Source organism: Ralstonia sp. UBA689, from assembly GCF_002298975.1.
Lineage (GTDB): Bacteria > Pseudomonadota > Gammaproteobacteria > Burkholderiales > Burkholderiaceae > Ralstonia.
Genome location: NZ_DBMV01000033.1, coordinates 163,357 through 190,351, shown reverse-complemented (window position 1 = coordinate 190,351; position 26,995 = coordinate 163,357). Strand labels below are relative to the sequence as shown.

The window sequence follows — 26,995 nt, the reverse complement described above, 5'->3', positions numbered from 1 at the left end:
TGCGCCTTCCCCTGGAAATCGCTGATCCGGCCCGCCCACGCTGCGCCGTCGATCGCTTTCCGGCGCGAGGAGAAGCCGCCACGCCGCGGCCGCTGTGCTGATCTGCCGCCGCTTTCCTTTTCACTTCCCATCGGAGTTTTTGTATGAATCAACCCGTGATGCAGGGCGTTCCCGCATTGAACGTACCCGATTACGTGAAACACCCGCGCCTGATCGCATGGGTGGGCGAGATCGCCGCGCTCACCAAGCCGCAGCGCATCGTCTGGTGCGATGGATCGCAGGAGGAATACGACCGCCTGTGCGCCGAGATGGTCGTTGCCGGCACGATGAAGCAGCTCAACCCGGCCAAGCGCAAGAACTCATATCTGGCGCTGTCGGACCCGTCGGACGTGGCGCGCGTGGAAGACCGCACCTTCATCTGCTCGCAGAAGAAGGAAGACGCCGGCCCCACCAACAACTGGATCGCCCCGGCCGAGATGCGCCAGACGCTGAATGGCCTGTTTGACGGCTGCATGCGCGGCCGCACGCTGTATGTGGTGCCGTTTTCGATGGGCCCGCTGGGCTCGCCGATCGCGCACATCGGCGTGGAGCTGTCTGACAGCCCGTACGTGGTTGCCAACATGCGCATCATGACCCGCATGGGCCGCGCGGTGTACGACGTGCTGGGCACCGACGGCGAGTTCGTGCCGTGCGTACACACCGTCGGCAAGCCGCTGGCCGCTGGCGAGAAAGACGCGCCGTGGCCGTGCAACCCGACCAAGTACATCGTGCACTTCCCCGAGTCGCGGGAGATCTGGTCGTTCGGCTCGGGCTACGGCGGCAACGCGCTGCTGGGCAAGAAGTGCTTCGCGCTGCGGATCGCCTCCACCATGGGCCGAGATCAGGGCTGGCTGGCCGAGCACATGCTGATCCTGGGCGTGACCTCGCCGGAAGGCAAGACTTACCACGTGGCGGCGGCGTTCCCGTCGGCGTGCGGCAAGACCAACTTTGCGATGCTGATCCCGCCGACCGGCTTCAATGGCTGGAAAGTCACCACCATCGGCGACGACATCGCCTGGATCAAGCCGCGCCAGAGCGCCGACGGCAAGACGCGCCTGTACGCCATCAATCCGGAAGCCGGTTTCTTTGGCGTGGCGCCGGGCACGGGCGAGAAGACCAACTTCAACGCGATGGCGACGCTCAAGGAAAACGTCATCTTCACCAACGTTGCACTGACGGACGACGGCGACGTGTGGTGGGAAGGTATGACCGACACGCCGCCCGCACACCTGATCGACTGGCAAGGCCAGGACTGGACGCCCGAGGCAGCCAAGGAAACCGGCCGCAAGGCAGCGCATCCGAACTCGCGCTTTACTGCGCCGGCCGCGCAGTGCCCGTCGATCGACCCCGAGTGGGACAACCCGGCCGGCGTGCCGATCGACGCATTCATCTTCGGCGGCCGCCGCTCGACCACGGTGCCGCTGGTGACCGAAGCGCGCGACTGGACCGAAGGCGTATACATGGCCGCGACGATGGGCTCGGAAACCACCGCCGCGGCCGCCGGCCAGCAAGGCGTGGTGCGCCGCGACCCGTTCGCCATGCTGCCGTTCTGCGGCTACAACATGGCCGACTACTTCGCGCACTGGCTCAAGCTGGGTGAGCAACTGGCAACCAGCGGCGCCACGCTGCCGAAGATCTTCTGCGTGAACTGGTTCCGCAAAGACGAGAACGGCAAGTTCGTGTGGCCGGGCTTTGGCGAAAACATGCGCGTGCTGAAGTGGATGATCGACCGGCTCGAAGGTCAGGTGCAGGGCGATGAGCACGTCTTCGGCGTGTCGCCGCGCTATGAGGAACTGCGCTGGGACGGCCTGAACTTCACGGCCGAACAGTTTGCCAAGGTGATCTCGCTGGACGCCACCGCATGGAAGCAGGAACTGGCGCTGCACGACGAGCTGTTCACGCAGTTGGCGCATGGCCTGCCGCAGGCGCTGCCGGAGGCGAAGACGCGCCTGAAGGGGCGGCTGGAGGGCTGATGCGTGCCTGAACGCCGGAACGCTACAAGGAAGCCCGCCGCGTGCGGGCTTTTTTGCGCCTGTGCGCCAGGCGATGCTCAAGGAGCAAGAGGTAATCCTAAATATTTAAATCGAGCGATTTACCCCTCTCAACAAAACAGATCGCTTGATTTGAATTTGAATTTGAACCTCAGAATTGTAAAAACTTCCACCACCGAGCAATGGCGTTTGCATTATGACTATAGAAACATAATATCGACATTTTTATGTGAATGCGAAGCGCACAACCGCGCCACTGCCCGCCACCCCGCTCCTGGCGTGGCTTTGTGAACGACACATGTCACACACCCGTCATTGAAGACCCACACCGGGAGTGCAGCTTCACAAAGTGAAAATCTCACGTGACGAAACACAAAGAGATTCTTATAATCGCGCAAAACAGGTTTCCGCCATTCCAAAGGTCCGGGGGGTATGCAGTTGACCGGAGGGGGTACGGAACCCATAACAATCGGGAAAAGGGATGCAGTTCGAGGTCACGCCAGAGTGGGCCCAGTGCCTGCCACCGGTCGCGCGGGGGCGCTCCGGACGGGAATCAAGCGTCGCGCGGAAGTGCGCTGGGCAAACGATTGCCGGCAGGTGCCGTCAGGCGCCGCATCTGCAAAACAGATGCTGAGCCCCCGAAGCCTCTGGGTGCCGGTGCTGGTGCCGTTCGGGTTCTCGCTGGACATCGAATGGAGCCTGCTACTGGATCACGTGGCCGGACTGCACGAAGCCAAGGCCGGAATGCTGCTGTTCTCGCAGGCCGCGGAAGGCGAATCACTGTCTCTGGCGGAGAAGGCCGAGGTGCTGACGCGACTGGCGCGCTATCCGTGCCATACGCGCGCGCTGCTGCCGGCCACCACCTGCCAGACGCTCCCTGAATCGATTGAATTGACACAGACCGCGTTGTCATTGGGCTACGGCACGGTGCAACTGCGGGTACCGAGTACCCATGCTGCGGCGAGCGAAGCGTCGTTGTCCCGCTTCTTCATCGAGGTGATTGAACGTGTTCCGGCGGATGCCCGCTTCGTGCTGGAGCGCCCCTCCGGCCGCAACGCTCCCGTCTTCGCGGCGGTAATGCGGCGCCTGACCGATGCGTACCCGCATCGCATCGCAGGCATCGAGGCAGTGAGCGCGGATGTTACGCCAGGCGGCCTGCCGCTCGACGGCATGCTGACCTTCCTGCCCGAGCGGGCCGGACAGCTTGGCGCGCCGGTCACCGCAGACGTCGCGCTGCTGGCGAACATGATGGCCGATCGCTATCTGGATCGGGACGACACCGCAGAGCCGGCCGAGTGGGTGAACCCCATCAAGGGCCTGCCGGCGGTGGCGAGTATTAAGCACATGCTGAGCCGGCTACGGCGACACGCGGAATGGACGTGCGTACGCCCGCCGCTGCAGGTGCTGGGCAACACGCAACGACAACGGCTGGACCGCTGGATGTCACGGACGGGACAGAAGTAAGAGCAGCACCGTGGCAGTGCCGCGAGGAGCCATTCGCGGTCAGGGGGAACAGTCAGATGACATGCTGGCGAGTGCGCGACGCCTGCGTGACCTTCAATAACAACGCGCACCGCAGACAGTAGAGAGCGCGCCAGCATGGCCGCTCGCCGGAGAGTTGTCAGCAGGTTAGACGGGAGGTTTTACTGTGGGTAATCAGATTTTGCTGGTCGACCAAGACCACGCGCAGCTCGAACGTTTGACGTTTTCGCTGCATGACGGCGGACACCATGTCCAGCGGGGCAGCAGCCTGGCGCAAGCACTGGCGATGACCCAGGCAACGCTGCCCGACCTGATGCTGATGGAGTGGACCTGGCCGGAGCGCCAATCGATGGACGTGCTGCTCGCATTGCGCGCCGACGCCCGTACACGAGGCCTGCCCGTAATCGTGCTCTCGCGCCATGACGACGCGCGCGCCAAGATCGCGGCGCTCGATGCCGGCGCGGATGACTACGTCGTCAAGCCATGCGACCCGGGCGAGTTGCACGCACGCATCCGCGCGGTGCTTCGCCGCCGCTCGCCGCAGCATGCGGATGAAGTGGTGCAAGTCAACGGCCTGCGCCTCGACCCGCTCACGCTGGGCGTGACAGCACAAACGGCCGACGGCCTGCGCCCGATTGCGCTGAGCCCGCTGGAATTCCGCTTGCTGCATTTCCTGATTGCCCATCCGCAGCGCGTGCACTCGCGCACGCAACTGCTCGACCGCGTGTGGGGCGACCATGTTTTCGTAGGCGAACGCACGGTCGACGTGCACATCCGCAAGCTGCGCGTGGCGCTGGAAGGCACCGCCTGCGACGGGCTGATCCAGACCGTGCGCGGCGCGGGTTACCGGCTGGTGAGCAGCGGCGGTGCAGCCCAGGCGGCGGAGCCGGTGGGCGATCGCCTCGGCGCGGCCGCTTCGCGCAAGCCCGAGCCAGAGCCCGTTGCCCCAGCCTATCCGCGCACACCTGCGCGCCCTGCCCTCACGGGCGAGCCGGCGCGGCTGATTGCCTGACGCCGCCGCCCGCGAGAAACGCGCGCTCAGGGCGTGATCTTGCCGCGCTTGGCGTCGACGAGGTAGCTGCCGCCGGCGCAGGTGATGTTGAACATGTTGCCCGTGTCGTCGGCGTAGTCGACGGCGACAACGGAAGCGCACGCGCGCTGGCGCACACGCAGTGCGCTCGCCACAGCGGACAACACCTCCGGCTGCGTCGCGGCACGATCCGTCGGCATCTTCGGCGTGTCGGACAGGCGATTTGCGTTGAAGTACGCGTTCTGGACAAACCCCAACAGCTGGCCGAGCATGGCGCGCGACAGTTCCTGCGGCGCCTGTGCGTGGGCGGCGCCGGCCATCATGGCCAGCGCGATGCCGGCAACGGCGATGCGCGACTTCATACGCCCTGCACCTCACCGGTAGTCGGCAACACGCGGAAGTGGCCGCCACCGGTGCATGTCACGTCGATCTTCGAGCCCATCGCATCCACTGCGTGCGCCTCTGACACGCCGGTGCAGCTCTTGCCGCGCGCGCGAATGCCGGCGGCCACGCCACTGTAAAGGTCGGCCTTGGTCAGCGGCCGTCCCTTCGGGTACCGCGGCATGTCTTCGGCTTTCTGGATCCCCGTGAACGCGTTGTAGACGAAGGTGCGCAGCCCCAGGTGGGTCGCGTCCATCGGCGCTTCCTGCGCGTGGACGGCCGACGCCGCGCCAAGACCGGCCAGCAGGGCGGAAAGACCAAGAAGGGCGAGTGGGGAACGCTTCATGCAAGTACTCCTGTGTTCTTCAATCGAGTGGGTCCATGCCGGCGAGGGCCCAGGCGCCAGGCAAGCAGCAGGCCGGCACAGCAGATACCGATGATAAGCGGCTCGCCCACGCGCGCGAAGGGCGTGGTGCCGATATGACCGATGACATCGGCCGCCAGTTCACCCGCCACGCCGCTGGGCAGCACCGCCTGCAGCGAGCCATCCGGACGGATGACCGCGGTGTAGCCAACGTTGTTGGCGCGCAGGATCGGCTTGCCGGTTTCCAGGGCCGCCGCCTGCGTGATCTGCAGGGCATGCGTCTGGTAGCGCGTGCTGTTGAACCAGGCATCGTTGGACGGATTGGCAATGAAAGCGGCACGCGCATCGCGCTGGGCGCTGCTGCGCGTGAAGGCCGTCTCAAAGCAGATGGCACCCGCCAGCACATGACCATCGGCATAGAGCAGCGGGGTATTCTCGCCGGGCTCCGGCGCCGACAGGTCCTGCAGCGGCCAGGCGAAGGCGCGTGTGTAGAGCCAGCCGAGCAATGCCTTGGCGGGCAGCGTCTCGCCGAAGATGGCCAGGCGCTCCTTGAGGTAGATCTGCGGCTCGGCCTCGCGGGCATGCGGGCCGATGACTGTGAGCGTATTGAACAGGCGATGCGTGGCAACATCGGCGCCGGGGATGCCGAGCAACAGCGTGTTGTCGCGGGCGGCCAGCGCAGCCTTCAAGTGGCCCGTCCAGTCGGCGGGCAGCATCTGCCACGGGTCGATCATGACCAGTTCGGGTGTCAGCAGGACGCTGTGCCGAGGGGCGTTCTCGACCCAATCGACGAGTTCGCGTGCAGTGGCCGCGGCGACGGCGCGATTCCATTTTTCGCCCTGCGGGTGGTTGGTCTGCCAGAGGCGGACGTGCAGCGCAAACGGCTCGGGCGTGGTCCAGGCGATGTTCGCCATCGGTATGGATACCCCGAGCACGGTCAGCGGCAAGGTTGCCGCAACCATGGCGGCAAGCCAGCGACGTCGATAGGCCAGCAAGCCTGCGCACGCAAATCCGCCGGCCAGCGTCCAGGCCAGCCACCCAGTACCGAACATGCCGAGCACGGGCATCCAGCTCGCCAGCGCGCCATCGGGTACGTGAGCGGTACCGGTCAGCATCCACGGCAAGGCCAGCGGGCCCCTGCCACGCAGCCATTCGGCCAGCGTCCAGGCGGCAGGCAGCACCAGAGCTGCGCGCACGATGCGGGCACGCGTGGAGCCCTCCTCCAGCGGAACGAGCCGTGCGCCAAGCCAACACGTCAGTCCATACGGCAGCGCGCTGATGAGCACGAACGCCGCGAGAATCGGCGCCACTGCCCATGGCGCGGCTGACGCGCCGCCTTCGATCGCGTGGACGATCCACGTCGTGCCCACTGCCATCAGCCCGCCCCCCGAACAGAGGCCGATACCGCCCGCAATGCGCGGTGACGGTGCAGTGGAGAACAGCACCGCTACGCCCACCATGCCGATCGCTGCAGCCCAGCGCAGCGACCACGGCGCGAACGCCAGCGCCAGTGCCGCACCACAGGCAGCCGCAAGCAGCAGAGGCAACACGCGGCGCTCGGTCGTCGTCGATCGTAGGGAAAGCGGCCGCGCCACGGCACGCCAGGCCGGCGAGCGCGACGCCGTCAGCTCGTCCATGCCAGATGCACGCCCGGCCGGATGCCTAGCAGCGCGGCCTCGCCGACGCGGAATTCCAGCGCCGATGCCGCCCCCAGGCTGCCGCGAGCTGCCAACGGTGGCACCGCCTCGCAAACCTTGGTCACACGGCCCGCGCGATCCAGGAATACCACGTCGATCGGATAGCGCATGCCGAGCGTATGGATCGAGCTGCATTGCGCGAGCCACAGGGCCTGCCCAGCGCGCAGCGGCGGATAACCCAACAGGCCGCGCAGCCGCTGCAGAAAGGATTGCGCCAGCGCCACCCGGCAATCCGTGTCGGCGCCGGCCACGTGCAGACGATGGGTGAAACGCAACGACATGGCGTGGCTCACAGCCCACTCGTCATGAACTTCACGACGATCGGGAACCCCAGCACGATGAAAGTGCAGGGGAAGATGCACATGATGAGCGGACCGAGCATCTTGACCGGGGCCTCCATGGCCATCTTCTCGGCGCGCTGGAAGCGCTCAGCGCGGCGCTGCTCGGCCTGCACGCGCAGGATGGGGCCAAGGCTGCTGCCCATCGACTCGGCCTGGATGAGCGCGCTGACCAGGCTGGTGACGGGCGCGAAATCCAGCCGATCGGCGAAGTCGCGCAGCGCGTCGATACGCGCCTTACCGCCACGCGTGTCCCGCAGCACCCGGTTGATCTCCACCGCCAGCGGGCCCTTCAGGCCCTTGGTCACTGCCTGCTGCATGGCGTTGGACAGGTTGAGGCCGGCCTCCACCGCCAGCGTGACGATATCCAGAAAGAACGGCAGTGCCTTGAGGATTTGCAGGTTGCGCACCTTGGTCTGATCACGCAGCCAGATGGCCGGATAAAAGTAACCGAGCAGGCCGAACATGGCCGGCAGGCTGATGCCCTCCATGCCGGTCATTTCGTTGCCGATCCAGCCCAGCGCAAGCCCCACCAGCGCTGTGACGATGCGCCCCGACAGAAACTGGCGCGGCGTCAGCGCATATTCCTGGCCGGCACGCCGCAACAGGACAGCCGTCTGCTCCAGCCGCTTCTTGGTGAACAGAATCCGGCCGAAGTTGAACTCCACCAGGATGATCAACGGCCACAGCATGCGGAACAGCGACGGCGGCCGATCGCGATACTGCGTGTCCTGCTCCGGCACTTCGGAGAACAGGCTGTACACCGCGTACAGACCGAGACAGAGCGCCGCCCCTGCGGCCAGGCCAATCAGGATGTAGGTCATACGTCGATGTTCACGATCTTGCGGATGAAGAACGCACCGATCAGTTCCAGGATCAGTACGGCGCCCATCGCGGCCCAGCCCCAATAAGTGTTGTACAGCGGCGCCATGGCAACCGGGTCCATGAAGGTCAGGATGCCGGCCAAAAACACCGGAAGCAGGCCCACCACGATGCCCTGCATCTTGCCCTGCGAGGTGAGCGCGTCGATCTTGCCTTCCATGATGGCCTTGGCACGCAGCGTGCCGGCCAGGCGCTCCAGCGTCTCCGACAGGTTGCCCCCGACTTCCTTGGCGATGACGATGGCCGACACCACTAGGTCGAAGTCCTGCGAGGTGACGCGGCGTGCCATGCCTTCGAGCGCGTCTTCCAGCGCCACGCCCAGGCGCTGCTCGCGCACCACCAGCCCCAGCTCCTGCGAGAGCGGTGGTGCAGACTCGCGCACCACAACGTCCAGCGACATCTGCAAGCTGGCGCCCGCGCGCAGTGCGTTGGCGATCATGGTCAGCGCATCCGGCAACTGCACCGCGAAACGTGCGCGCCGACGCTTGCCCATCCACGCATAGACCAGCCGCGGCGCCACCAGCACAACCACGGCTGAGATCGTCGTCAGCAGCCCGTTGCCGGTGCCAAGAAAGACGAACAGTGGCACCAGCACGATGCCGATCGCGTTGATGTAGAACAGCTTCTGCGGATCGACGAAGAGGAACATGTCCTCCAGCGTGACCTGCGAGGTCTGCGTGAACTGTTCGCGGTAACGCTTGACGGTCGTGCTGACGGCCATCACGCCCAGGATGAGCGCAAGGCCGATCATCAAGCTGACAAGGAAGCTCATCGCACTTCCTGCGCCTGCTCGCGCGGGTCGTGGCGCGCGAAGATCGACAGATCCAGATCCATGCCGATGCTCTTCATGTGTTCGTAGAACTCTGGCACGAAGCCGCAGCCCGTGAAGTGGCCCTTCACCTTGTGGTTGGAGTCGAGCCCCGTCTGCACGAAGTTGAACACGTCCTGCAACTGGATCTTGCCGCTTTCCACCCCCGTCACTTCGGTGATGTGCGTGATCTTGCGGGTGCCGCAGGCAAAGCGCGTCTGCTGCACGACGATGTCGACGGCCGAGGCGATCTGTTCACGGATTGCCGTCACTGGCAGGTCCATACCGGCCATCAGCACCATCACCTCCAGACGCGAGAGCATGTCTCGTGGCGTATTCGCGTGAGCGGTGGTCAGCGAACCATCGTGGCCGGTGTTCATGGCCTGCAGCATGTCGAGTGCTTCACCGCCGCGGCACTCGCCCACCACGATGCGATCCGGGCGCATCCGCAGCGAGTTGCGCACCAGGTCACGGATGCTCACATGCCCCTTGCCTTCCAGGTTGGCAGGACGGGCTTCCAGGCCCACGAGGTTGGCATGGTGCAGTTGCAGTTCGGCCGCATCCTCGATGGTGACGACGCGCTCATGCTCCGGGATGAAGTTCGACAGGATGTTCAGCAGCGTGGTCTTACCGGAACCCGTACCGCCCGAGATCACCACGTTCTTCTTGTACTGCACACACACACGCAGGAATTCCATCATGGCCGCGTTGGCCGAGCCGAAGCGCAGCAGATCATCGGCCACCAGCTTGCGCTTGGCGAACTTCCGGATCGTCAGGCTCGGGCCCTTGAGCGCCAGCGGCGCAATGATGGCGTTGACCCGCGAGCCGTCCTTTAAGCGCGCGTCCACCATCGGCGAGCTTTCGTCGATGCGGCGGCCCAGCGGGGCGACGATCCGCTCGATCACGCCGATCACCGCGCGATCGCTCGTGAAGGCCACCGGGCAGCGCGACAGCGTGCCGTTCTGCTCGATGAACACGTCGTTGGCCGAGTTGACCATGATTTCGGTCACGGTCGAATCGGCCAACAACGGCTCCAGCGGTCCCAGGCCGATGGCTTCGTCGCGCACCATCTCCATGAGGCTTTCCCGGTTGATGCCGGGCGGAATCTCGCTGCTGGTGCGGTCGATGATCTGACGGATGGTCTGCTCGGTCAGCGCGCGCAGCTCGGCATCCGGCATGTTGTGGATGTCGATGCGGCGCAGGTCGAACGCCTCGACCAGCTTCTCCTGCAACAGCTTGCGCAGTTCGAACAGTTCGCGATCGAAGGCGGGTTGCACAGGGGCAGCAGGCACGGGGGCCGCCGCTGACGCAGGAGAAAAAGCGGGCGCAGGCTGCGCGGCCGAGGCCGCAGGGCGGGGCGCGGGCGGCGCGGCAACCTGCACAGGCGTGGGTGCCGACGCGGGCGATGCCTCCATAAACGACGCTTGCGCCGCGCCGGCGTGCGCCACGGCAATCCGATAGTCGCCGATGCGGATCTCATCCTCCAACAGCAACGGCCCGTGCGTGTCGATGCGTTTGCCATTGACGAACGTACCTTTCGCGCTCTTGAGGTCGCGCACGAAGATGCCGTCGTTCGACATCAGGATCTCCGCGTGCTCGCGCCCGAGCGTCCAGCCCGAGAGCACCACTGCATTGCGCTTGTCCGTGCCGATCTTGCAGCGCGGCTCGGTCACGTCGATCTGGCGAAGCTCGCCCTTCGGACCCTGTACCTTGAACGTCAGCATAAGAACCTCCTTACTTCGCCATCCGCTTCTCGACCAACTGGTGCACGTTGTCGACGACTTCGTAGCCGCGCTTGACGTCCTGCTCATTGGTCATGTTGTCGCGTGCCTGGACAGACTTGACGATGCGCGGCGTCACCATCACCACCAGTTCGGTCTGCTCGTTGCGGAACTGGCGGTTGCGGAACAGTTCGCCCAGCACGGGGATGTCGCCCAGAAACGGAATCTGATCCAGCGTCTTGCTGCCGGTGTTCTTAAGCAGGCCCGAGATCACCAGCGTTTCGTTCTCATGGAGCGTCACATCGGTCTCGGTCTTGTGCTGCGTGAATGCAGGCATGCCGGCAGAGCTGTGCTGCGTGTCGATGTCACTCACCTCGGCGGAGACGTGTGAGCTGACGTTGCCGGCATCGTCAGCCACCGGCTCGAAGTTCAGGATCACGCCGTACGTCTTGTAGACCACCTGCGTCTGCCCGAACGGACCGGCTACCGGGATGGGGATTTCTCCGCCAGCCACGAAGTTGGCCTTGCCGCCGCTCTGCGCAGACAGGCGCGGCTCAGCCAGCACCCAGCCCGCGCCGGTTTCTTCCAGCAGATTGATCATCGAGGTCAGTTGCGTGGCGATGCCGAAGTACGACACGAACGGCTTGGCCGCGGTCGTCACCGGGAAATCATTCTGCGCCGTACCACGGAAGAGCGAATTGGCATAGAAGAAGCCGGACGTGGCGAACGTCGGGCCGCTCATCGACTCGGCCCATTTGATGCCCATGTTATCCAGCGCGTTTTTCTTGACCTCGACCAGCTTCACATCCAAGCGGATCAGCTTCTCGTTATAGATCTTGCGATCGAGCGGACGCGCCGGAATCTGGTCGATCAGAGCCGGATAGGCCTTCTTGACCAAAGCCACGCGCTGCACGGTCTCATCCGTGTCGTAGTTTCCGGTCAGAACAATGCGATCGCCCATCTGCACAGCGACCACCTTGGTGCCGGTGAGCATGCTGTTGACATTGGCCAGCGTGTTGCCAACCGCATCCGCAGTGACAGTCAGGGCGATGTCGAAGTCGCGCCCGTTGCGCAGCCAGACGTGGACCGACGTGGTACCGGCCATCTCGCCGAGCAGCACGATCTGGCGGTCCTCAACAATGGTGGCGCTGGCGATCTTGCCGCTGCCGATGGCCACCCGGGTCACTCCGCGCAGATTCAGCACGCGAACTTCGCCTGGATACAGCGCAATGGCACGCGGAATAGCCTCCGCCGGACCGTCGATGTGGCGCCCCGGCGGCACCTTGACCGCCTTGGCAGTCTTGCCGGCCACTGCCGCTGCCCCAGCCGGCTTCGACTCGACGATGGTGGGGCCGCTGGCGGCTGCGGCGGAAGCCGACGCCTGCGCCAGAAGCTTGGCACGCCGCTTCTCGTCGGCCGCAATCTGCGCACCCAGCGTCGCGCTATCGGCAGCCTCATAGTCTTGCGAGACCCGCTGCATCGCGCGGTCGAAACCGACCGGCGCGTTGGTGGCGACGGCCACAGTCTGCGCCTTGGGCTCGGCAGTGCCGTTTTGCAGCGAAGCACCCGACCCGGTCGTCAGCGGCGTTCCGGCGTCGGTCGACAGGCCGTTGTTGGCGGGCTTGCCGTACGTCGCCCAGTTCGGGCCGGCGCCCAGTACCTTCCCCGTCTGCGCCTGTGCCGGCGCGATGACCCCCGGAAACAGTGCCGGCAACAGCATGGCAAGGCCGGCCCGTTTGAATTTCGTTATGGTTGACATGACGTTCTTCTGAGTGCGCGCTATTCAATCGCGCCGGTTATTCGAATTTGGACAGCGATTGCGCCTGCGTGACGGTCATGTTGCTGCCCCCCCCCCCACCAACAATCATTTCAACCGTGTTGCGCTTGCCTGAGTTGCGCATGAGATCCGACGCCGTCAGCGGTTTGACACCGTTGGGCTGACCATCTTCCGGGTTGCGCAGCACTGCGGTCAGCTTGCCGGTGGACTCGGCGGTGATGATGCGGTTGGCGTCTTCAGGCGTCGTCTCGAGCGTGACAGTGGCAAAGGTCTGCTTGGCGGTGTTCGGATCATCATTGCGACCGCCACGGCCGATCTGCTGGCCGGTGGCCAGCACGGCCACGTTGGAGAGCAGCGGGAATGTCATGTCCTTGCTCCCCTGGGCGGCGCCCGGGTTGGCATCGCGCAGGGTGACGATCAGGTCGATCTTGTCGCCGGGACGCAGCATGCCCGAGATGGAGTTGATCTCATCCACCGGAAAGGTCAGCGCACGCGAGCCGACCTTCAGCATGCCCGAGAAAATCTGTGTACCGCGCCCTTCGGTGTGTGCCTCCAGGAGCTCCTCCCCGCGCTTGAGTGGCGTAACCAAGCGCTGGTTGACGATCGCGTCGAACTGATTCGGCAGGATGGCCGTCGAGTGAACATAGTCGGCAGGGATCTGGCGCACTGCCAGCACATCGGCATTGAGCGTATCTCCGCGCTGCAGATCCTTCTTGGCGACAACAACGCTGACCATCTTGCGGCCGCGCCGCGCCTCCTCTTCAATGGAGGCAACGCGATCGCGCAGCAGCTTGTTGCTCAGGAACGTGGCAGACAGGCCCAACGCCACGGCAAGGCCGAGCATGACCCAGTTACGGTTGATTTTGAGTGCGATGGCCATGGCGGCTTAGGACAGCGAAACGTAGAAAGTCAGGGCGCGATAGAACGACCGCACGCCATCGGCCAGTTGTTGCGCAGGGCTGGGCGTGCCCTGGAACAGCGCGATGAAGACAAGCAGGCACACCATGGTGTACTCGACGGCGGATTGGCCGCGCTGGGATCGGCGAAGTTTCATGGCGGTAAGGGGCGTTAGGTCGATCGGATAGACGTCGTGGCCGTCGCGCGGACGGTCAACTATGAATACGTGCCTTTGCGGCAAGATGAATGCGTGAACTGGCGGCGAACCTCTACTTGGGACCAACGCGGCTTGCGTTGATATAGGTCTGGCCGCTGGCAGCATCACGTATGAACACCACGTCGAGCTGTTCCACGCCACGGTTGTAGGTGGCATAGATGCGATCAGAGTTGGCTTCGCGAGGCTTGGGTGTGCGCTCCGGCACCCAGCCATCCCGCTGCAAGGACGATGCGTAGTAGCTCGCAATCGAGGACACCGACATCGGCACCGTCATGGTCACCTGCACGTTCTGGCGACCAGGATCATCGGATTCCACCGCAGACAGCACGCGCGCACCCGCCGGTTGCGGCAGACCGCGCGCAGAGAAATCCGGTCGCTCCGTTCCGTCCCGCGACGTGGTGCCGATGTAACCCATGCTGCCACGCCCGTCCGCGCGCGGCCGTACTTGTACGGTGGTATGAAACGTCGATTCCGTATATGCCACCACCGTCCAATCGGCGACGCGCTTTTCACCGGAGAGTTCGCCCGTTCCGCTACGCCAGGCGTTCAGATAGAACTTGATGACGTCCTGCGGCGCCAGCGCCGACTCGAACGCCATGGCCCGCATGGGCAAGCCATTGACGCGCATCTCGTCGCCCACCTTCTCAGCTTGCGTGGATGGTGGAAGAGGAACGTTCGGCCAATCAATGGCGGCACACGCCGCCATCGCAGTGAATGCCATGACACTCGCCAACAACGCACGCCGCAATTGCGACCGGCTAGACAACACGCGCATCGTCAATCCGTACAGTAGCCGTTCGCTTGATACGGCTTGAGCCGATCCTTTGGCACGACTTCCGTGTTGATGCAACCGAAGTAGAAATCCGAGAACGCACTCTCGAACGGCGTAAGAATCCAACTGACGGCATCAAGCGCACTACCGACATAACTTGCAGGTACGGTCTTGCGAACACGCGATTTCACCTGATCACTGCCGTTCGCGCCCCAAGTATCGCCAAGCATCGCGTTGGTTGCGCCGATACGCAGATTGATGGCCGCCAGAGGATCGAAGCCTGCGACGTTCTGCAGCGTTGCCTCCACGTTGGCCGTGAAGAAGCCCTTGCCGTTCAAGCCAAACGCCTTGGTTTCGGCGCCACTGACGATACCCGCGATCTTGCCTGGCGGCGGTTCGTTGCGCGTCAGGACGGTAACGTCTGTAAAGCTATTGAGCAAACGCTTGCCGGATTGATCTGACCAGAAGCTGTTGTACTGGTCCGTACCCGGCGTGCCGGCCACATGGGCAACGCTGTTGATATTTCCGTTCAGCCAATTGCCACTCGCAAAGAATCGGGTTCGCACCTCGTTCGCGAGATCACTATCCTTGCGCTTGGCGCTGGGATCGGTCGAGCGCTCCCAGGCCACGTAACGCGAGGCCTGCACGGTGGTCTGCTTGATGTCGACATAGCGGGCGACATACACGACGCTCAGGAACAGCGGCAGCAAGAAGGCCGTCGCCACCACCATCTCCGTGGCAGCTTGCCCGCGTTGCGTATGGCGCGTGAGTGCGGCACGCACCCTGCCAAAGCGCGCCGGTCGGCGAGTGGCTTCGTGTTGCATGTCAGTTCTTCCCGCTGGAGTTGGGGGTGAAGATCGCGAGCCCGCTGGCCCCGCTGCCGAGATAGAAGGCCTCTTTTTCCGTGACCGACACATCGACAAGGCGCGCCTGCCAATACGGGTTGTAGATGCTGCCGTACTCCTGCGCGTTGTCACTGCGGAAGAACGAACTTGCAGTGATGTCCTTGCGCAGATAGGGGCGCTTGAAGAACACCTGTGCCTTCGACACCGCGCCGATGCGGTCGCCGGCAAGCTTTTCGTTCAGGTCCGGGGAGCCTGGGCCCGATGTCGCGCCCGTCGGCGACTTGTCCATGCCCATCGAGCTGGCGAACGGCACATCCGTGCGGTTCTTCGCCACCTCGATCAGAAACTCGAGCGTTTGCGGTGCCTTCTTGGCCTTGGCATCGACCTCCGGATCGTAGGTCGCCTTGCGATCCACGACGTCGCGAATCTCCGGGATGCCAAGCCACCCCTTGATGGCCTTGGTCGAGCTGTAGGCCATGCCATTGGCGTTGCCAGGCACGTTCCAGCGGTTGCCACGCTGGCCGTTCTGCGAAGCGGTGGCACGCCCCCAGCCCACGGGAATATCGTACTTGCGGCCCTTGATGGTCCAATGCCACGTGTCCAGCGTGTCCTGCGCCTCCCAGCGGTCGTAACCAACCAAGTGAGTGCCGCCGGATGTCTTGCTGATGCCGGCGAAGAAGAAGTCGATGTTGGTCAGATCGCCGCCGGTGCGCTCGTTGTCGCCAGAGAATCGATCGCGTGAGCGCTTGATGACATCGGCGGCGTTGGCACGATCATTCTTCGCGTAGATCTTGGTGAAGTTCAGCCAGCTCACCTCGTTCTTAACCAGTGCGGCCATGCCCAGAGAGGTGATGTAGGGGGCGTTGTCGGTGCGGCCACCGAATACCGTGACGTTCCGTCCGACGACGGCCTTGGCGGTCTCAATGGCGGTCTCATAAGTGGCCAGATGAGCCGCCTCGCGTGCCCCAGTCAGGACAGTAATAAGGCCCTGATGGAAGGGCACCAAGGGCGGCAGGACGTTGTCAACCAGCGGCTTGAGCACCCTATCCGATATCTGCACCAGCGCCCGGCCGATGACGTTGGCGTACGGAATGAACTGGAGGATCGTGCCAATGTTCTTGGCCGTTCGTGCCATGTACGCCACCCAGGAATCCAGCGTCACGACCTGCGCGATCACCACCTCGTTGGCAACGATCGAACGGTTGACGTAGGACTCGAAATTCAGTGTGCGGGCCTCCTGCATGGCCGCGCTGTAAGCCGCAGCATCCGCGGTGTTCACAATCTTCTGCTTCTCGATGTTGGCTTGGCCAACACCATAAACACCAAGGAAGACGGCGACACACGCTGCCGCCATGGCCAAGGTCCAGACCAGCACCTGCCCGCGTTGCCGCACGCTATGCCGATGACGTTGTCCGTTGCGATCGCGCATGTCGCGGCCTCCTTGTCGATCCGTTCAACTGAACCGATTACTTCTTGCCGGTGCTGTCGGCGAACGAGTCCAAGCCACGCTGGTTGTTGGCGTCGCTGCTGGCGTTGTTGGCGGCCGTACCGGCATTGCCAATGGCGGTCTTGGCGGTGCTGTCTGCGCCGGCCAGGCCGTTGGCCACACCCGCCATCTGGTTGCGGACGGTCTTGCCGAACAGGTTGTAGACGCCGACAGCAGCGATGGCGATCAGGGCGACGATGATGATGTACTCGGTCATGCCTTGGCCGAGCGACTTGCGCTTGAGTTTGAGTTTGAGTTGACGCATGGTTGACTCCCGGGGATCAAAGGGTTGAGGAACCCAATCAGTTGAGGTAAGTCCGATACGCGAACGCCAAGCGGCCGCATGCCGTGACCGAGCGGGAGTCTTCCACGCGAATGCTTTCTGTCTATGAAGATTGGTGTACGAGAACTCGTAGTCGCGTTAACGGTGCGTTAACACAAGCCGCTTATACATGCGGGTCGTCCGGTGGGCGGACGCATGGGGAGCGCAGACGTGCAGCACAAGCAGACAGGCAATCGGATCGGAGCCGGCAGGGGATTGCGCTGGGCCAGAGCGTTGGCACTGGCGGCGGGTGTGGCGTGCGCTGCCCCCGTTATCGGCCAGACCGCCCCGAAACTTGAGGACAAATTCAGCGCGAGCCTCGAGCAGATGAAGCGGGCCGAAGCCGACTACGACGCCAGCCGTTGGCAGCAGGCGCTTGACGGCTACGAACAGTTGGTGCGCGCTTACCCAAAGAACCCGTTCCTGCTGTTCCGCTACGGCAACGTCGCAAGCCACCTGGGTCTGTACGAAAATGCCGCGCAGGCCTACCAGACCGCGCTGGTGCACGACCCGAACTACGCCCAGGCCGCCTTCAACCTGGGACTGGTCCGCTTGCTGCAGTCCGATGCAGCCTTTGCCCATGCGGCCGATCATGCCGGCGATAGCCCGCAGTTTGCAGAAGATGCACGCCGTATGCGCCAGCTCTCGCAGCGCATGATCCGGATCACCAGCGCGAGCGAAGGCGCAGCGGGCAAACCACAGGTGAACGCCCAACCGCAAGGGGGCGGAGAGTGATCCGCCGGCGCGGTACCGGCGCCGGTCGCGCCAGGGAGCAGGGCGCCACGCTGGCTGAATTTGTCGTCATCGGGCCGCTGGCCTTCCTGCTGATTCTGGCGATCGTGCAGCTCGGTTTCATGTTCATGGCACGCTCGACGCTCAACAACGCCACGTTCATGGCGGCGCGCGCGGGCTCGTTGCACAATGCCGATCCTGCGGTGATCCGCGCGGCGCTTGTCAAAGGGTTGATCCCCTTCTATCAGGACACCACGCAGACCAGCGACATCACGCGGCTGTCTACCGCCTGGCTTGCCGCACAGGGCGACTTGCTGATCCCCACGCGGCTCAAGATCGAAATCCTGAACCCGTCCCCCGGCTCGTTCAAGGACTACGGTATCCCCGATCCCAATAACAGCAATCGGGTCACCATCCCCAACGACAACCTGCAGTTCCGCTCCGTTTCCATTGGCAAGGAATCCAAGCAGACACTCATGGATGCCAACCTGCTGCGCATCCGTGTGACCTACGCCTACGAACTCAAGGTGCCGCTCATTTCATACGTCTTCAAGCGCGTGATGTGCGGCGGCTTTGGTGATGGTGTGAACGCCTTCGGCGGCGACACATCGTTGCTGGAAGCGTCCAATCTGTCGAACTGCATCTATTACCAGCAAGGCCGCACGCCGATCGTCTCGTATGCCACCGTGCGCATGCAGAGTCCCGCCATTGCAAAGTAACCCCGCCTTGCCGACTCGAGAGCCGGCAAGGCATTTCTCTCCTCAGCACTGATCACATCATGCAAGACAACACACATTTGTTCCGGGGGATATTTCTGACCGTAGCAGCCTGCGCAGCGCTGGCGGGTTGCGGCGGCGGCGATATGGAAAACGGCGTGACCGCACTGACCGTCTCGCCAAACAACACGACGATCACAAGCCCGGGCGCTACCTGCCCCCCGACCGACGCCGGCTCATACTTCATCTATGGCGGGAAGTCGCCGTATACGGTGGCAAACTCGCTGCCGGCCTTCATGACCGTTTCGACATCGCGCGTCAACGATGTCGGCGGCAGCTTCAGCGTGAAGCTGCTCGGTGGATGCATCACGCCGGGCGTCATCAACGTGACCGACGCCATGGGCCGACTGACTACGGTGTCCATTACGTACCAAGCGCAGCAACCGACGACGACACCGCTGCCGCAATAACGCGGTTGAAGCGGTGCATCAACGCACGAGCGGCCGGCATCCCGACGGTCGCGCCTGCAAGCTACTGGGCTCCATATAGTCCAGATACCGCGCCACCACCTGCGGCACATATTGCTGCGTCTCGGCAAACGGCGGGATGGCGTGGCCGTAGCGCTGCACGGCGCCTTCGCCCGCGTTGTACGCGGCGGCGGTAAGCGCCAGGTTGCCGCCATACAGATCCAGCAGATAGCGCAGGTGCCGCGCCCCGATGCGTGCGTTGGTATCGGCGTCCCACAGATTGGCCGTGCCGCTGCGGTCGTACTGACGTGCGGTGGCCGGCATCAATTGCATCAGGCCGATCGCGCCCGCCGGAGACTTCGCCAGGGGGTTGAAACGCGATTCGGTATGCGCCACCGCCAGTAGCAGTCGTTCGTCCACGCCTTCCGCGCGCGCGGCGTTACGCAGAGCCTCCATCGAAGCGGGGGCGAGCCTGCCGCACGGGTCCGCACGCCCGGCCGTTGCCAAGTTGGTGACGCGGGCAGCAGCCAGCTTCTGTGGTGTGGGCCGAACGGCGGGCTGGGCGCGGACAACATCGCTGCCGTTGATGCCCCCCACGATGAACTGCGCGCCGCCCGAGCGGTACATCACGGGGTTGGCCAGTGCGCAGGATGCGGCGCCCAGCCACAGCAGTCCGAGTGCCTTGCGCCGCATCGCCTGCGTCCTCAGTGCTTGACGATCTCCACGCGCCGATTCTGCGCGCGGTGGGTTTCCGAGTCGTTCGGCGCAAGAGGCTTGGTAGCGCCGAAGGCTGCGGTGGTCAGTCGATCCGGCGCAATGCCCGCGCCCACCAGATAAGCCTTCGCCGCATCGGCTCGGCCTTGCGACAGCGTCTGGTTATGCGCAGCCGTGCCGGTATCGTCGGTATGCCCCTCGATCTCCAACTTGGCGTCCGGATGCGCCTTAAGCCATGCGGCCACCTTGTCCAGCACCGGCGCGGAGTTGCCGCGCAGCTTGGCCGAATCAAAATCGAAGTTGATGCCATACAGCGCCATGCGGCCGTGCTGCGTCAGCTCCTGGTCGATCGGGTCGACCGGTGGCTTGCCGGTCTGTGCACAGGGAACCTGGCCACGATCGGTCTTCTGACCGAGCTCTTCCTTGAACTCGCCCGGCTTGAGCAGCGCCGCATAGGCGAGCGTTTCATCCTTGCGATCCGGCCCGACCACGATGAATCCGGGTACGCCCTCGGACTGCCCGGCATCGGTGCGCACAAAGCGGAACACCCCGTCTTCGAGCCCCCCAACCAGCGTGCCCAATACGGCTTTGACCACAAGCCCGCCGGGGCCATTGCCCGTCGTGGCATCCAGCGTGCAACCTTCGATGCTGTTCCCGTTCTGGTGCAGTACCAGATAGCCGTTCTGCGAGGGCACGACGGCGCCGTTGGGGAAACTGTAGACACCGCTGATATCGCGCTGCGGCGCTTCGCCATCGAAGTGGCCGTAGGCGTGAAACTGCGCCAGGCTGTGGTTGTTGGCGACCTTAGCTTCGTCGTGGTTGCCGACATAGGTAATGCGCAGGCGACGCGCATGTACCGGAGCGTTGAGCTTTACTCGAACCTCTTCCGCGACGCCGGAAGACGGCAGCGGCGGCGCGGCATCAGGGGAGACGGACTTCACGGTGCGAAAGTCGTCGCCCTGCTCGGTGTCGGAAACGGCGATATCGATACGCTTTGGCAGGTAGATCGGCATGGCAGCCGGTTGGTAGCCGAACGAATCGATCACCGTCGGGCCGGCGAGCAGCACATCCAGGTGACTGCTCTGGTCCTGGCCACCCATAGCCATCAGAAAACCATTGCCAAAGGCCACTGCCATGCCGTTGAAGCTGGCAACCCAGGTGCGCTCACTGCGATCGAAGTTGGTCACGAACGCGCCAGCGGCAAGACTAGCCACGTCCGTGGCGTTCGGCGGCGACGGCGCCGCTACCTGGCTGGATGCGGCGGCAGGAGCAGACGCCTGGACCGCTGGCGCCGGCGCGTCTTTCGCTTGCGGCGCCTGATGCGCCTTCGGCTTGCACGCCGCCAGCGCCAGCACGGCAGCCACGCAAATCAATCGGAGAGAAGCAGAGGGCGTCGGACGACGCAGAGGCAGACCAGTCATGCGGCAGGCAACGGCTCAAACGGCAAACACGATCACCCCGCCAGACGCATTCCCGGCAGGGCGGACTTCAGGCGCGCGCAGTCTAGCAACCGATTGTTAACCCAGCATAAAGAACAGGACACGCCATTCGGCCGGTTGCTGGGTGCCGGGATTACTCCTACGATGCCCGCCAAACCTCCAACACCGTGGGGAGAACGCATATGAAATTGTGGTTGAGCTGCGCCGCGCTGGCAGGTCTGGCCATCAGCGCCCACGCGCAGGAAGTCAAGCCGGGGCTGTGGGAGGACAAGGCCAGCTACACCGTCAACGCCAAGCCGCTTGTGATCCCGGACGAGCGTGGGCGTCAGAGTTCCACCATCGTTTCCAAGAATTGCCTAGCGAGCAAGGACGCCGGCGACGCCCGCGCCCTGATGGAGCGCAACATGCTCAAGGACATGCCCGGCTGTCGCCTGAGCCGATGGGACTACACACTCGGCATGCTCAAGGTCACGGTGTCATGCGATGACAGCGCACGCGGTGGTTCGGGCACGCTGGAGGGCAGCGGTCCGCTGACCGCCAGCCACTACGATATCTCGGGCACGGGGCACGGCCAGAATCCGCAGGTGGGCCCGATGACCCTCGGCTTCCGCTACCAAGGCCGTTACCTGGGCGCGTGCAAGTCGTAAAGCCGTAAGGCGACGTACTCGTAAGAAAGCGGCCGGACTGCTCGTGCAGGTCCGGCCGTTTATGTTTCCAGCAGGTCCAGCAAGCGAATCAGCCCTGGCTCTCGCGCCAGTGCCGGAGCCAGCTCAACCCTTCGCTCGTGCCGGCGCGCGGCCGATACTCGCAGCCGACCCAACCGTCATAACCAAGCGCATCCATCAACGCGAAGAGGTGGGGATAGTTCAACTCGCCTTCGTCCGGTTCGTGGCGATCCGGCACGCCGGCAATCTGCACGTGGCCGACATTGGCAACGTATTGCCTGAGCTTGACCGACAGATCACCCTCCATGATCTGCGCGTGGTACAGGTCGAACTGCACCTTCAGATTGGGCGCGCCGATCTCCTTGCACACCGCATGCGCTTGCGCCTGATGCGTGAGAAAGAAGCCCGGCATGTCGCGCGTGTTGATTGGCTCCAGCACGATGGTGATGCCCGCGCCGGCGGCCTCGCGGGCTGCATAAGCGACGTTGCTCACGTAGGTGGCCTGATGGCGTGCACGGTCGGCGCTGGCGGGTAGCAGCCCGGCCATCACGTGCAAGCGCGTGTTGCCAAGCAACTGCGCGTATTCCAGCGCCGTCGCAATGCCACGCTTGAATTCTTCTTCACGTCCAGGCAGCGAGGCGATGCCACGCTCACCGCCCGCCCAGTCGCCCGGTGGTGCATTGAACAGCGCTTGGGTGAGGCCGTTGTCGGCAAGACGCGCGCGCAGCTCGTGTTTGTCGAAGTCGTAGGGAAACAGAAACTCCACGCCCTCGAAGCCATCTCTTGCTGCGGCGGCAAAGCGGTCGAGAAACGCGTGCTCCTGATACATCATGGACAGATTGGCGGCAAAGCGCGGCATGGCAAATCCTTAGGTGTACGGTGTTACTTGTTGACCAGTCGCGGTGGCGTACGCAGCACGGCAATGCAGCCGAGCACCAGCACGCCGGCCAGCGCATACATGTCTGCCGCGGTGCTGCCGGTCATGTCCTTGAGCGCACCGATCATGTAAGGGCTGACAAAGCCGGCGAGATTGCCCACCGAGTTGATGGCGGCAATGCCGGCGGCGGCTGCGGTGCCCTGCAGAAATGCCGTCGGCAGGGACCAGAACAGCGGTGCACAGGTCAGCACACCGGCAGCGGCCAGCGACAGGAATACGATCGACACCACCACATTGTGCGTCGACGCGGCCACCACCGCAAAACCCACCGCGCCCATCAGTGCGGGCACCACCAAATGCCAGCGGCGCTCGCGGCGGGCATCGGCGCTGCGGCCGATCAGCACCATGGCGATCGCCGCGCAGAGGTATGGAATGGCGGAGAGCACGCCCACCATGAAGGTGTCCTGCACACCGGCGTTCTTTACCAGCGTCGGCATCCAGAACGTCAGCCCGTACTGCCCCATCACAAAGGCGAAGTAGATCAGGCTCATCATCCACACGCGCGGGTCCGCAAACACCTTGCCGATGCCGGGGTAGAAGCCGGCTTCCGCCAGACCCAGCAGGAAGCGCATCAGATAGAACTGCATGGGCGTCTGCACGAATGCGAACGCGCCGGAGATCAAACCCCACGTGATCATGATCCGCGCGATCCAGATGCGCGCGCCGATCTTGTTCATCAGCAGGTTGCTCGGCACCTCGAAGAGGAAGTAGCCGATGAAGAAGATACCCGCGCCCAGGCCGTACACCGTCTCGGAGAAATTCAGCGCCTGCGACATCTGCAGCTTGGCGAAGCCGACGTTCACGCGGTCGAGATATGCGACCACGTAGCACAGCATGATGAGCGGGACGATGCGGCGCGACACGCGTGCGTACACGCTGTCTTCCTTTGAGACGGCGTGCGCCGGCAGCGCCGCCGTGGTGGCGGTGGAAGTGTTCATGTGGTCTCCGGTGTAGGTTTTATGTGGGCCGCAACGCAATCGCTACCAGCGGGCCCCGAACGTCTGGCGCAGTTCGTCGATCTGCGCGTCGGACAGCGGTGCGGGCTTGGGCTCCGTCATCAGCCAAAGCTTGGCGGTTTCTTCCAGCTCTTCCAGGGCACAGGCCGCGTTCGATACCGTGCTGTGCCACACCACGGGGCCCAGCCGATCCAGCAGCACGGCGCGCACATCGGTGGCCAGGGCGGCGATCTGCGCGGCGACATCCGGATGCCCCGGGCGTTGATATGAGATGAGCGGTACGTGGCCGACCTTCATCACGTAGTACGGCGTGATGGGCGGCACCACGTCGGTCTCGCGCCAGACACCGGCCAGCGTAAGCGCCACGAGGTGCGTCGAATGCGTGTGCACGACGGCATGTGCCTCGACATTGCGGTCATAGATGCCGCGATGCAAGGCGAGCGTCTTGGAGGGCTTGTCGCCGCCCACCCACTCGCCCGTTGCCAACACCTTGGCGATGCGTGCCGGGTCCAGCGTGCCGAGGCACGCATCGGTGGGCGTAACGAGCCAGCCGTCGGCCAGCGCCAGCGGATCAATCTGGAACGCAGGACGCGACGCACGCCAGTGCGCCACCCGGGCATTCGTCGCGCGCGAGCAGCTCCCCGACAGCACGACGGCCGAGTCGGCCACCGTCGGAAGTTGCGCCGCATCGGCATGCTCGGTGATCAGCCCAGTGCGGCGATACTGCGACGGCAGGCCGAGCGCCAAGCGTGGGGCAACCGCCGCTCGTTGAACCTGCCGGGCATTACCGTGCGCGTGGGCGAGATGATCGAGGCGATGCGCAAGGTGGCCGGCGATGCGCCAGCCGCGCGCATCCGCTGGGAGCCAGACGCGCGCATCAAGGCCATCGTGCAGGGCTGGCCGGCGCGCTTCGATACCGCCCGCGCCGATGCGATGGGCTTTGGCCGCGACACCTCGTTCGAGACGATGGTGCGCGACTACGTCGACGGCATGAAGGCGAACTGACGCTCCGTCAGCGCCCCTTGCCCAACTCCACCGCAAACTTCACCAGTTCCGCCTGTCCCTCGATGCCGAGCTTGCGCTTGAGGTTCAGGCGGTGCGACTCCACCGTGCGCACCGAAAGCCCGAGCTCATCGGCGATACGCTTGTTGGCGTAGCCCTTGGCAATGCCGTCGAGAATGTCGCGCTCGCGCGGCGTGAGCACCTCCACAGGCGTGGATGCAATGGCCTGCTCGGCCATGCGCATCGCCAGTTGCGCGCTGTAGAACGGCCGCCCCGCCAGCACCGCGTCGATGGCCTCGACCAGCTCGCTGGCGGGCGCGTCCTTGAGCACGTAGCCGCGTGCGCCGGCGCGCATGACCTGGCGCACGTACTCCAGGTTGTCGTGCATCGACAGCACCAGCACGGCGATCTCCGGAAACTGTTCGGCAAACTTCTCGGTGAGCGCAATGCCGTTCATGCCGCGCATGCCGATGTCCATCAGTGCAAGGTCGGGCGACAGCGTGCGCGCGGCTTCAAGCGCGCCTTCGGCATCCCCCGCTTCGCCCACCACTTCAAAGTGCGGCACGGCCTCCAGCCTGACGCGCACGCCATCGCGCACCAGTGGGTGATCGTCGACGAGGAGCAGCTTGACGGGCGTTTTCATACGGAGGCGGAAGCAGAGTCGGAGGCCAGTTGAGCGATGACGACATGGGGCAGCACGGCGCAGACCTCGGTGCCGTGCGCGTCGGAGGCGATGGTACAGGTGCCGCCCAGCGCGGCCATGCGTTCGCGCATGTTGCGCAGGCCAATGCCGTGTTCGGGGTCCACCTGCACGGATTCCACATCGAAGCCCGGGCCGTTGTCGCGGATAGACAGGCGCACCGCATCGAGGTCGTTCTCGAGCAGCACGCCGATACGCGTGGCGCGCGTGGCGTGACGCTCAACGTTGGAGAGGGCTTCCTGCGCGATGCGGAACAGGGCGGTATTGCACGCGTCCGGCAACTGCACAGGCGGGCCGACAAGTTCCAGCGCGATGGCGAGGCCAGGCTGTCGACCCTCGTGCGCCTCGCGCGTTTCGCGCACCAGCAACTCCAGCGCGGCGGCCAGGCCCAGGTCGTCGAGCAGAGCGGGGCGCAGGTTGTGCGAGACGCGCCGCACCTCACCCAATGCACCGTTCAGCCGATCGAGCGCGCGGCGCAGCATGCCCGCGGCTTTGTCCGGGCTGGGCGCGATGTCCCGCCCAAGCGGCGCCTCCAAATGACTGTGCGCCGTTTCCAGCAGCAGCTTGGTCGACACCAGCACCTGGCTGATCCCGTCGTGCAGTTCACGCGAAACACGCGCGCGCTCATCTTCCTGGGAACGCACCACCTGCTGCGCAAGCTGCCGCAGCTTGGCGTCGGCCTCGCGATGGTCGCTCACGTTGAGTGCCAGACCGCTGCCTGCCACCAGCAGGATGCTGATCGCGGCAATGCCGACCACCCAGGCCAGCGTCTGGTCGATGTTGGCCTGCGCTCGCTGGTCAATCTGGTGCAGGGTCTGCTCGATGTCATCCAGATACAGGCCGGTGCCGACCATCCAGCCCCACTGCGGAATCGGCTCGACGTAACCGAGCTTGGGCACGCTCTGATGCGTGGAGGGTTTGTCCCACATGTAGCGCACGAAACCGCCGCCAGCCTGCGCAGCGGCCACCAGCTTCTGGATGGTGGGCTGGCCGCCGGCGTCGGTCAGCTCCCACAGATCGCGGCCGACGAGTTCGGGCTGGCGCGGGTGCATCAGGTTGCGGCCATGCAAGTCGTAGAGGAAGAAGTAGCCGTCAGTGCCGAAGTCGAGGCGGGCGAGGGTGCGCATGGCCTCGTCGCGCGTGGCGTCATCATTGCGGCCAGAGGCGAGCAACGGGGCGATGGCGCTCTGCGCGAGCTTCACATGGGCGCGCAGCTCGGCCTCTTTGGCCTGCAGGTAGGCCGACTCCACCAATTGCCGCTCGTGCTGCGCCAGCGCGATCGACTGGTGCCGCACGGTCAGCATGATCGCCAGCATGGCGATGGTCAGCGGCGCAACGGCGAGCAGCAGGATCTTCTGGCGTAGCTTCATGACAGGACGCGCGCATCTTGCGTTGCAACATCGCAAGGTTGCGGCGCAATCTCGATTGAAAATGACCCGCCCTGCGTAGTACTACTGACATGTGCTGCGTAGTCCTCCGCTTGTGGTGTGGGGCAGGGCTGGCAAATACTACACGGCCTTGCCGTCCGGCCAACGGGCGGCGCGCAAACCCTGCCACCCGGCCGGGCCCAACCCGCAGGGATGAACCCACATCCCGCAACCAGCAACTTCGACCAAGG

Annotated in this window: 29 protein-coding genes; 8 read left to right on the top strand and 21 right to left on the bottom strand. The window is 64.4% G+C overall.

The window, feature by feature from the left end:
• The first annotated feature begins 143 nt into the window (after positions 1-143).
• The 3 genes from B4F51_RS15405 (at position 144) to B4F51_RS15395 (ending at position 4,524) form a co-directional block, all read left to right on the top strand.
• Complete coding sequence (locus B4F51_RS15405; RefSeq protein WP_296226877.1) at positions 144-2,012, top strand: phosphoenolpyruvate carboxykinase (GTP); 1,869 nt, start codon at positions 144-146, stop codon at positions 2,010-2,012.
• Positions 2,013-2,657: 645 nt separating this feature from the next.
• Complete coding sequence (locus tag B4F51_RS15400; RefSeq protein ID WP_296226875.1) at positions 2,658-3,494, top strand: hypothetical protein; 837 nt, start codon at positions 2,658-2,660, stop codon at positions 3,492-3,494.
• A 184-nt stretch (positions 3,495-3,678) separates the two neighbouring features.
• Complete coding sequence (locus B4F51_RS15395) at positions 3,679-4,524, top strand: winged helix-turn-helix domain-containing protein (protein ID WP_296226873.1); 846 nt, start codon at positions 3,679-3,681, stop codon at positions 4,522-4,524.
• Between the two features lie 26 nt (positions 4,525-4,550).
• Here the strand turns inward: B4F51_RS15395 and B4F51_RS15390 are convergent, their stop codons facing one another.
• From B4F51_RS15390 to B4F51_RS15325, 14 genes are all read right to left on the bottom strand, one after another.
• Entirely contained in the window at positions 4,551-4,904 is a 354-nt protein-coding gene (locus B4F51_RS15390) for a hypothetical protein (RefSeq protein ID WP_296226872.1), read from the bottom strand.
• Positions 4,901-5,269 (bottom strand): hypothetical protein, encoded by a 369-nt coding sequence (locus tag B4F51_RS15385; RefSeq protein WP_296226869.1) that lies wholly within the window; start codon positions 5,267-5,269, stop codon positions 4,901-4,903. The genes B4F51_RS15390 and B4F51_RS15385 overlap by 4 nt, the downstream gene beginning before the upstream one ends.
• Positions 5,266-6,924, bottom strand: a complete 1,659-nt coding sequence (gene lnt / locus B4F51_RS15380; RefSeq protein ID WP_296226867.1) for an apolipoprotein N-acyltransferase — start codon at positions 6,922-6,924, stop codon at positions 5,266-5,268. The genes B4F51_RS15385 and lnt overlap by 4 nt, the downstream gene beginning before the upstream one ends.
• Positions 6,912-7,265, bottom strand: a complete 354-nt coding sequence (locus tag B4F51_RS15375) for a DUF192 domain-containing protein (protein ID WP_296226865.1) — start codon at positions 7,263-7,265, stop codon at positions 6,912-6,914. Before B4F51_RS15375 ends, lnt begins: the two co-directional genes overlap by 13 nt.
• An 8-nt stretch (positions 7,266-7,273) precedes the next feature.
• On the bottom strand, positions 7,274-8,146 hold the full coding sequence (locus B4F51_RS15370) for a type II secretion system F family protein (protein WP_296226864.1): 873 nt from the start codon (positions 8,144-8,146) through the stop codon (positions 7,274-7,276).
• Positions 8,143-8,976: a type II secretion system F family protein gene (locus tag B4F51_RS15365; RefSeq protein ID WP_296226861.1), complete on the bottom strand. Its 834-nt coding sequence runs from the start codon at positions 8,974-8,976 to the stop codon at positions 8,143-8,145. The genes B4F51_RS15370 and B4F51_RS15365 overlap by 4 nt, the downstream gene beginning before the upstream one ends.
• Positions 8,973-10,736, bottom strand: coding sequence for an ATPase, T2SS/T4P/T4SS family (locus B4F51_RS15360; RefSeq protein ID WP_296226859.1), 1,764 nt, complete (start codon positions 10,734-10,736; stop codon positions 8,973-8,975). The genes B4F51_RS15365 and B4F51_RS15360 overlap by 4 nt, the downstream gene beginning before the upstream one ends.
• Before the next feature lie 10 nt (positions 10,737-10,746).
• Positions 10,747-12,492, bottom strand: coding sequence for a type II and III secretion system protein family protein (locus B4F51_RS15355; protein WP_296226858.1), 1,746 nt, complete (start codon positions 12,490-12,492; stop codon positions 10,747-10,749).
• 37 nt (positions 12,493-12,529) lie between these two features.
• The gene (cpaB, locus tag B4F51_RS15350) at positions 12,530-13,390 is read right to left on the bottom strand and encodes a Flp pilus assembly protein CpaB (RefSeq protein WP_296226857.1); all 861 of its coding nucleotides are present in this window, start codon (positions 13,388-13,390) and stop codon (positions 12,530-12,532) included.
• A 6-nt stretch (positions 13,391-13,396) separates the two neighbouring features.
• A complete protein-coding gene (locus tag B4F51_RS15345) occupies positions 13,397-13,564 on the bottom strand; it encodes a hypothetical protein (protein WP_296226856.1) in 168 nt (55 codons plus the stop codon).
• Between the two features lie 112 nt (positions 13,565-13,676).
• Entirely contained in the window at positions 13,677-14,345 is a 669-nt protein-coding gene (locus tag B4F51_RS15340; RefSeq protein WP_296226854.1) for a hypothetical protein, read from the bottom strand.
• 56 nt (positions 14,346-14,401) lie between these two features.
• Positions 14,402-15,121: a hypothetical protein gene (locus tag B4F51_RS15335; RefSeq protein ID WP_296226852.1), complete on the bottom strand. Its 720-nt coding sequence runs from the start codon at positions 15,119-15,121 to the stop codon at positions 14,402-14,404.
• Positions 15,122-15,221: 100 nt separating this feature from the next.
• Positions 15,222-16,670, bottom strand: coding sequence for a pilus assembly protein TadG-related protein (locus B4F51_RS15330; RefSeq protein ID WP_296226851.1), 1,449 nt, complete (start codon positions 16,668-16,670; stop codon positions 15,222-15,224).
• Positions 16,671-16,707: 37 nt separating this feature from the next.
• Positions 16,708-16,992 (bottom strand): pilus assembly protein, encoded by a 285-nt coding sequence (locus tag B4F51_RS15325; protein ID WP_296226849.1) that lies wholly within the window; start codon positions 16,990-16,992, stop codon positions 16,708-16,710.
• A gap of 213 nt (positions 16,993-17,205) precedes the next feature.
• On the opposite strand from B4F51_RS15325, the gene B4F51_RS15320 reads away from it, so the two are divergent.
• Genes B4F51_RS15320 through B4F51_RS15310 form a run of 3 tightly spaced genes read left to right on the top strand, consistent with a single transcriptional unit; the run spans position 17,206 to position 18,967 of the window.
• The gene (locus B4F51_RS15320; protein WP_296226848.1) at positions 17,206-17,784 is read left to right on the top strand and encodes a tetratricopeptide repeat protein; all 579 of its coding nucleotides are present in this window, start codon (positions 17,206-17,208) and stop codon (positions 17,782-17,784) included.
• The gene (locus B4F51_RS15315) at positions 17,781-18,500 is read left to right on the top strand and encodes a TadE/TadG family type IV pilus assembly protein (protein WP_296226847.1); all 720 of its coding nucleotides are present in this window, start codon (positions 17,781-17,783) and stop codon (positions 18,498-18,500) included. Before B4F51_RS15320 ends, B4F51_RS15315 begins: the two co-directional genes overlap by 4 nt.
• A 59-nt stretch (positions 18,501-18,559) precedes the next feature.
• Entirely contained in the window at positions 18,560-18,967 is a 408-nt protein-coding gene (locus B4F51_RS15310; protein ID WP_296226846.1) for a hypothetical protein, read from the top strand.
• A gap of 18 nt (positions 18,968-18,985) precedes the next feature.
• On the opposite strand, the gene B4F51_RS15305 is transcribed toward B4F51_RS15310, so the two are convergent.
• Positions 18,986-19,657: a lytic transglycosylase domain-containing protein gene (locus tag B4F51_RS15305; RefSeq protein ID WP_296226845.1), complete on the bottom strand. Its 672-nt coding sequence runs from the start codon at positions 19,655-19,657 to the stop codon at positions 18,986-18,988.
• A gap of 11 nt (positions 19,658-19,668) precedes the next feature.
• Entirely contained in the window at positions 19,669-21,099 is a 1,431-nt protein-coding gene (locus tag B4F51_RS15300) for an OmpA family protein (protein ID WP_296226844.1), read from the bottom strand.
• A gap of 200 nt (positions 21,100-21,299) precedes the next feature.
• Between B4F51_RS15300 and B4F51_RS15295 the strand changes: the two genes are divergently transcribed.
• Entirely contained in the window at positions 21,300-21,764 is a 465-nt protein-coding gene (locus tag B4F51_RS15295) for a DUF3617 domain-containing protein (protein WP_296226843.1), read from the top strand.
• A gap of 88 nt (positions 21,765-21,852) precedes the next feature.
• Here B4F51_RS15295 and otnI read toward each other — a convergent pair whose 3' ends face one another.
• Genes otnI through B4F51_RS15280 form a run of 3 tightly spaced genes read right to left on the bottom strand, consistent with a single transcriptional unit; the run spans position 21,853 to position 24,287 of the window.
• On the bottom strand, positions 21,853-22,641 hold the full coding sequence (otnI, locus tag B4F51_RS15290; RefSeq protein WP_296226842.1) for a 2-oxo-tetronate isomerase: 789 nt from the start codon (positions 22,639-22,641) through the stop codon (positions 21,853-21,855).
• Between the two features lie 23 nt (positions 22,642-22,664).
• Positions 22,665-23,657 carry an MFS transporter gene (locus B4F51_RS15285; RefSeq protein WP_296226841.1) on the bottom strand — a complete coding sequence of 331 codons (993 nt, stop codon included), beginning with the start codon at positions 23,655-23,657 and terminating at the stop codon, positions 22,665-22,667.
• A gap of 42 nt (positions 23,658-23,699) precedes the next feature.
• Positions 23,700-24,287 (bottom strand): aldolase, encoded by a 588-nt coding sequence (locus tag B4F51_RS15280; RefSeq protein ID WP_296227097.1) that lies wholly within the window; start codon positions 24,285-24,287, stop codon positions 23,700-23,702.
• Positions 24,288-24,368: 81 nt separating this feature from the next.
• Here B4F51_RS15280 and B4F51_RS15275 point away from each other — a divergent pair, with 81 nt between their 5' ends.
• Positions 24,369-24,680, top strand: coding sequence for a hypothetical protein (locus B4F51_RS15275; RefSeq protein ID WP_296226837.1), 312 nt, complete (start codon positions 24,369-24,371; stop codon positions 24,678-24,680).
• A 7-nt stretch (positions 24,681-24,687) separates the two neighbouring features.
• Here B4F51_RS15275 and B4F51_RS15270 read toward each other — a convergent pair whose 3' ends face one another.
• Together B4F51_RS15270 and B4F51_RS15265 are read right to left on the bottom strand one after the other, a co-directional pair.
• Positions 24,688-25,320 (bottom strand): response regulator, encoded by a 633-nt coding sequence (locus B4F51_RS15270; protein WP_296226835.1) that lies wholly within the window; start codon positions 25,318-25,320, stop codon positions 24,688-24,690.
• Positions 25,317-26,747 carry a cache domain-containing protein gene (locus B4F51_RS15265; protein WP_296226833.1) on the bottom strand — a complete coding sequence of 477 codons (1,431 nt, stop codon included), beginning with the start codon at positions 26,745-26,747 and terminating at the stop codon, positions 25,317-25,319. Before B4F51_RS15265 ends, B4F51_RS15270 begins: the two co-directional genes overlap by 4 nt.
• Between the last annotated feature and the right edge of the window lie 248 nt (positions 26,748-26,995).

Coding starts and splice junctions, on each gene's coding strand:
- B4F51_RS15340 (WP_296226854.1), bottom strand. CDS start 14,345: ATGGCATTCACTGCGATGGCGGCGTGTGCCGCCATTGATTGGCCGAAC.
- B4F51_RS15405 (WP_296226877.1), top strand. CDS start 144: ATGAATCAACCCGTGATGCAGGGCGTTCCCGCATTGAACGTACCCGAT.
- B4F51_RS15330 (WP_296226851.1), bottom strand. CDS start 16,670: ATGCGCGATCGCAACGGACAACGTCATCGGCATAGCGTGCGGCAACGC.
- cpaB (WP_296226857.1), bottom strand. CDS start 13,390: ATGGCCATCGCACTCAAAATCAACCGTAACTGGGTCATGCTCGGCCTT.
- B4F51_RS15365 (WP_296226861.1), bottom strand. CDS start 8,976: ATGAGCTTCCTTGTCAGCTTGATGATCGGCCTTGCGCTCATCCTGGGC.
- B4F51_RS15295 (WP_296226843.1), top strand. CDS start 21,300: ATGAAATTGTGGTTGAGCTGCGCCGCGCTGGCAGGTCTGGCCATCAGC.
- B4F51_RS15300 (WP_296226844.1), bottom strand. CDS start 21,099: ATGACTGGTCTGCCTCTGCGTCGTCCGACGCCCTCTGCTTCTCTCCGA.
- B4F51_RS15370 (WP_296226864.1), bottom strand. CDS start 8,146: ATGACCTACATCCTGATTGGCCTGGCCGCAGGGGCGGCGCTCTGTCTC.
- B4F51_RS15400 (WP_296226875.1), top strand. CDS start 2,658: ATGCTGAGCCCCCGAAGCCTCTGGGTGCCGGTGCTGGTGCCGTTCGGG.
- B4F51_RS15390 (WP_296226872.1), bottom strand. CDS start 4,904: ATGAAGTCGCGCATCGCCGTTGCCGGCATCGCGCTGGCCATGATGGCC.
- B4F51_RS15285 (WP_296226841.1), bottom strand. CDS start 23,657: ATGAACACTTCCACCGCCACCACGGCGGCGCTGCCGGCGCACGCCGTC.
- B4F51_RS15355 (WP_296226858.1), bottom strand. CDS start 12,492: ATGTCAACCATAACGAAATTCAAACGGGCCGGCCTTGCCATGCTGTTG.
- B4F51_RS15305 (WP_296226845.1), bottom strand. CDS start 19,657: ATGCGGCGCAAGGCACTCGGACTGCTGTGGCTGGGCGCCGCATCCTGC.
- B4F51_RS15345 (WP_296226856.1), bottom strand. CDS start 13,564: ATGAAACTTCGCCGATCCCAGCGCGGCCAATCCGCCGTCGAGTACACC.
- B4F51_RS15320 (WP_296226848.1), top strand. CDS start 17,206: ATGGGGAGCGCAGACGTGCAGCACAAGCAGACAGGCAATCGGATCGGA.
- B4F51_RS15375 (WP_296226865.1), bottom strand. CDS start 7,265: ATGTCGTTGCGTTTCACCCATCGTCTGCACGTGGCCGGCGCCGACACG.
- lnt (WP_296226867.1), bottom strand. CDS start 6,924: ATGGACGAGCTGACGGCGTCGCGCTCGCCGGCCTGGCGTGCCGTGGCG.
- B4F51_RS15265 (WP_296226833.1), bottom strand. CDS start 26,747: ATGAAGCTACGCCAGAAGATCCTGCTGCTCGCCGTTGCGCCGCTGACC.
- B4F51_RS15325 (WP_296226849.1), bottom strand. CDS start 16,992: ATGCGTCAACTCAAACTCAAACTCAAGCGCAAGTCGCTCGGCCAAGGC.
- B4F51_RS15360 (WP_296226859.1), bottom strand. CDS start 10,736: ATGCTGACGTTCAAGGTACAGGGTCCGAAGGGCGAGCTTCGCCAGATC.
- B4F51_RS15270 (WP_296226835.1), bottom strand. CDS start 25,320: ATGAAAACGCCCGTCAAGCTGCTCCTCGTCGACGATCACCCACTGGTG.
- otnI (WP_296226842.1), bottom strand. CDS start 22,641: ATGCCGCGCTTTGCCGCCAATCTGTCCATGATGTATCAGGAGCACGCG.
- B4F51_RS15275 (WP_296226837.1), top strand. CDS start 24,369: ATGCTCGGTGATCAGCCCAGTGCGGCGATACTGCGACGGCAGGCCGAG.
- B4F51_RS15310 (WP_296226846.1), top strand. CDS start 18,560: ATGCAAGACAACACACATTTGTTCCGGGGGATATTTCTGACCGTAGCA.
- B4F51_RS15385 (WP_296226869.1), bottom strand. CDS start 5,269: ATGAAGCGTTCCCCACTCGCCCTTCTTGGTCTTTCCGCCCTGCTGGCC.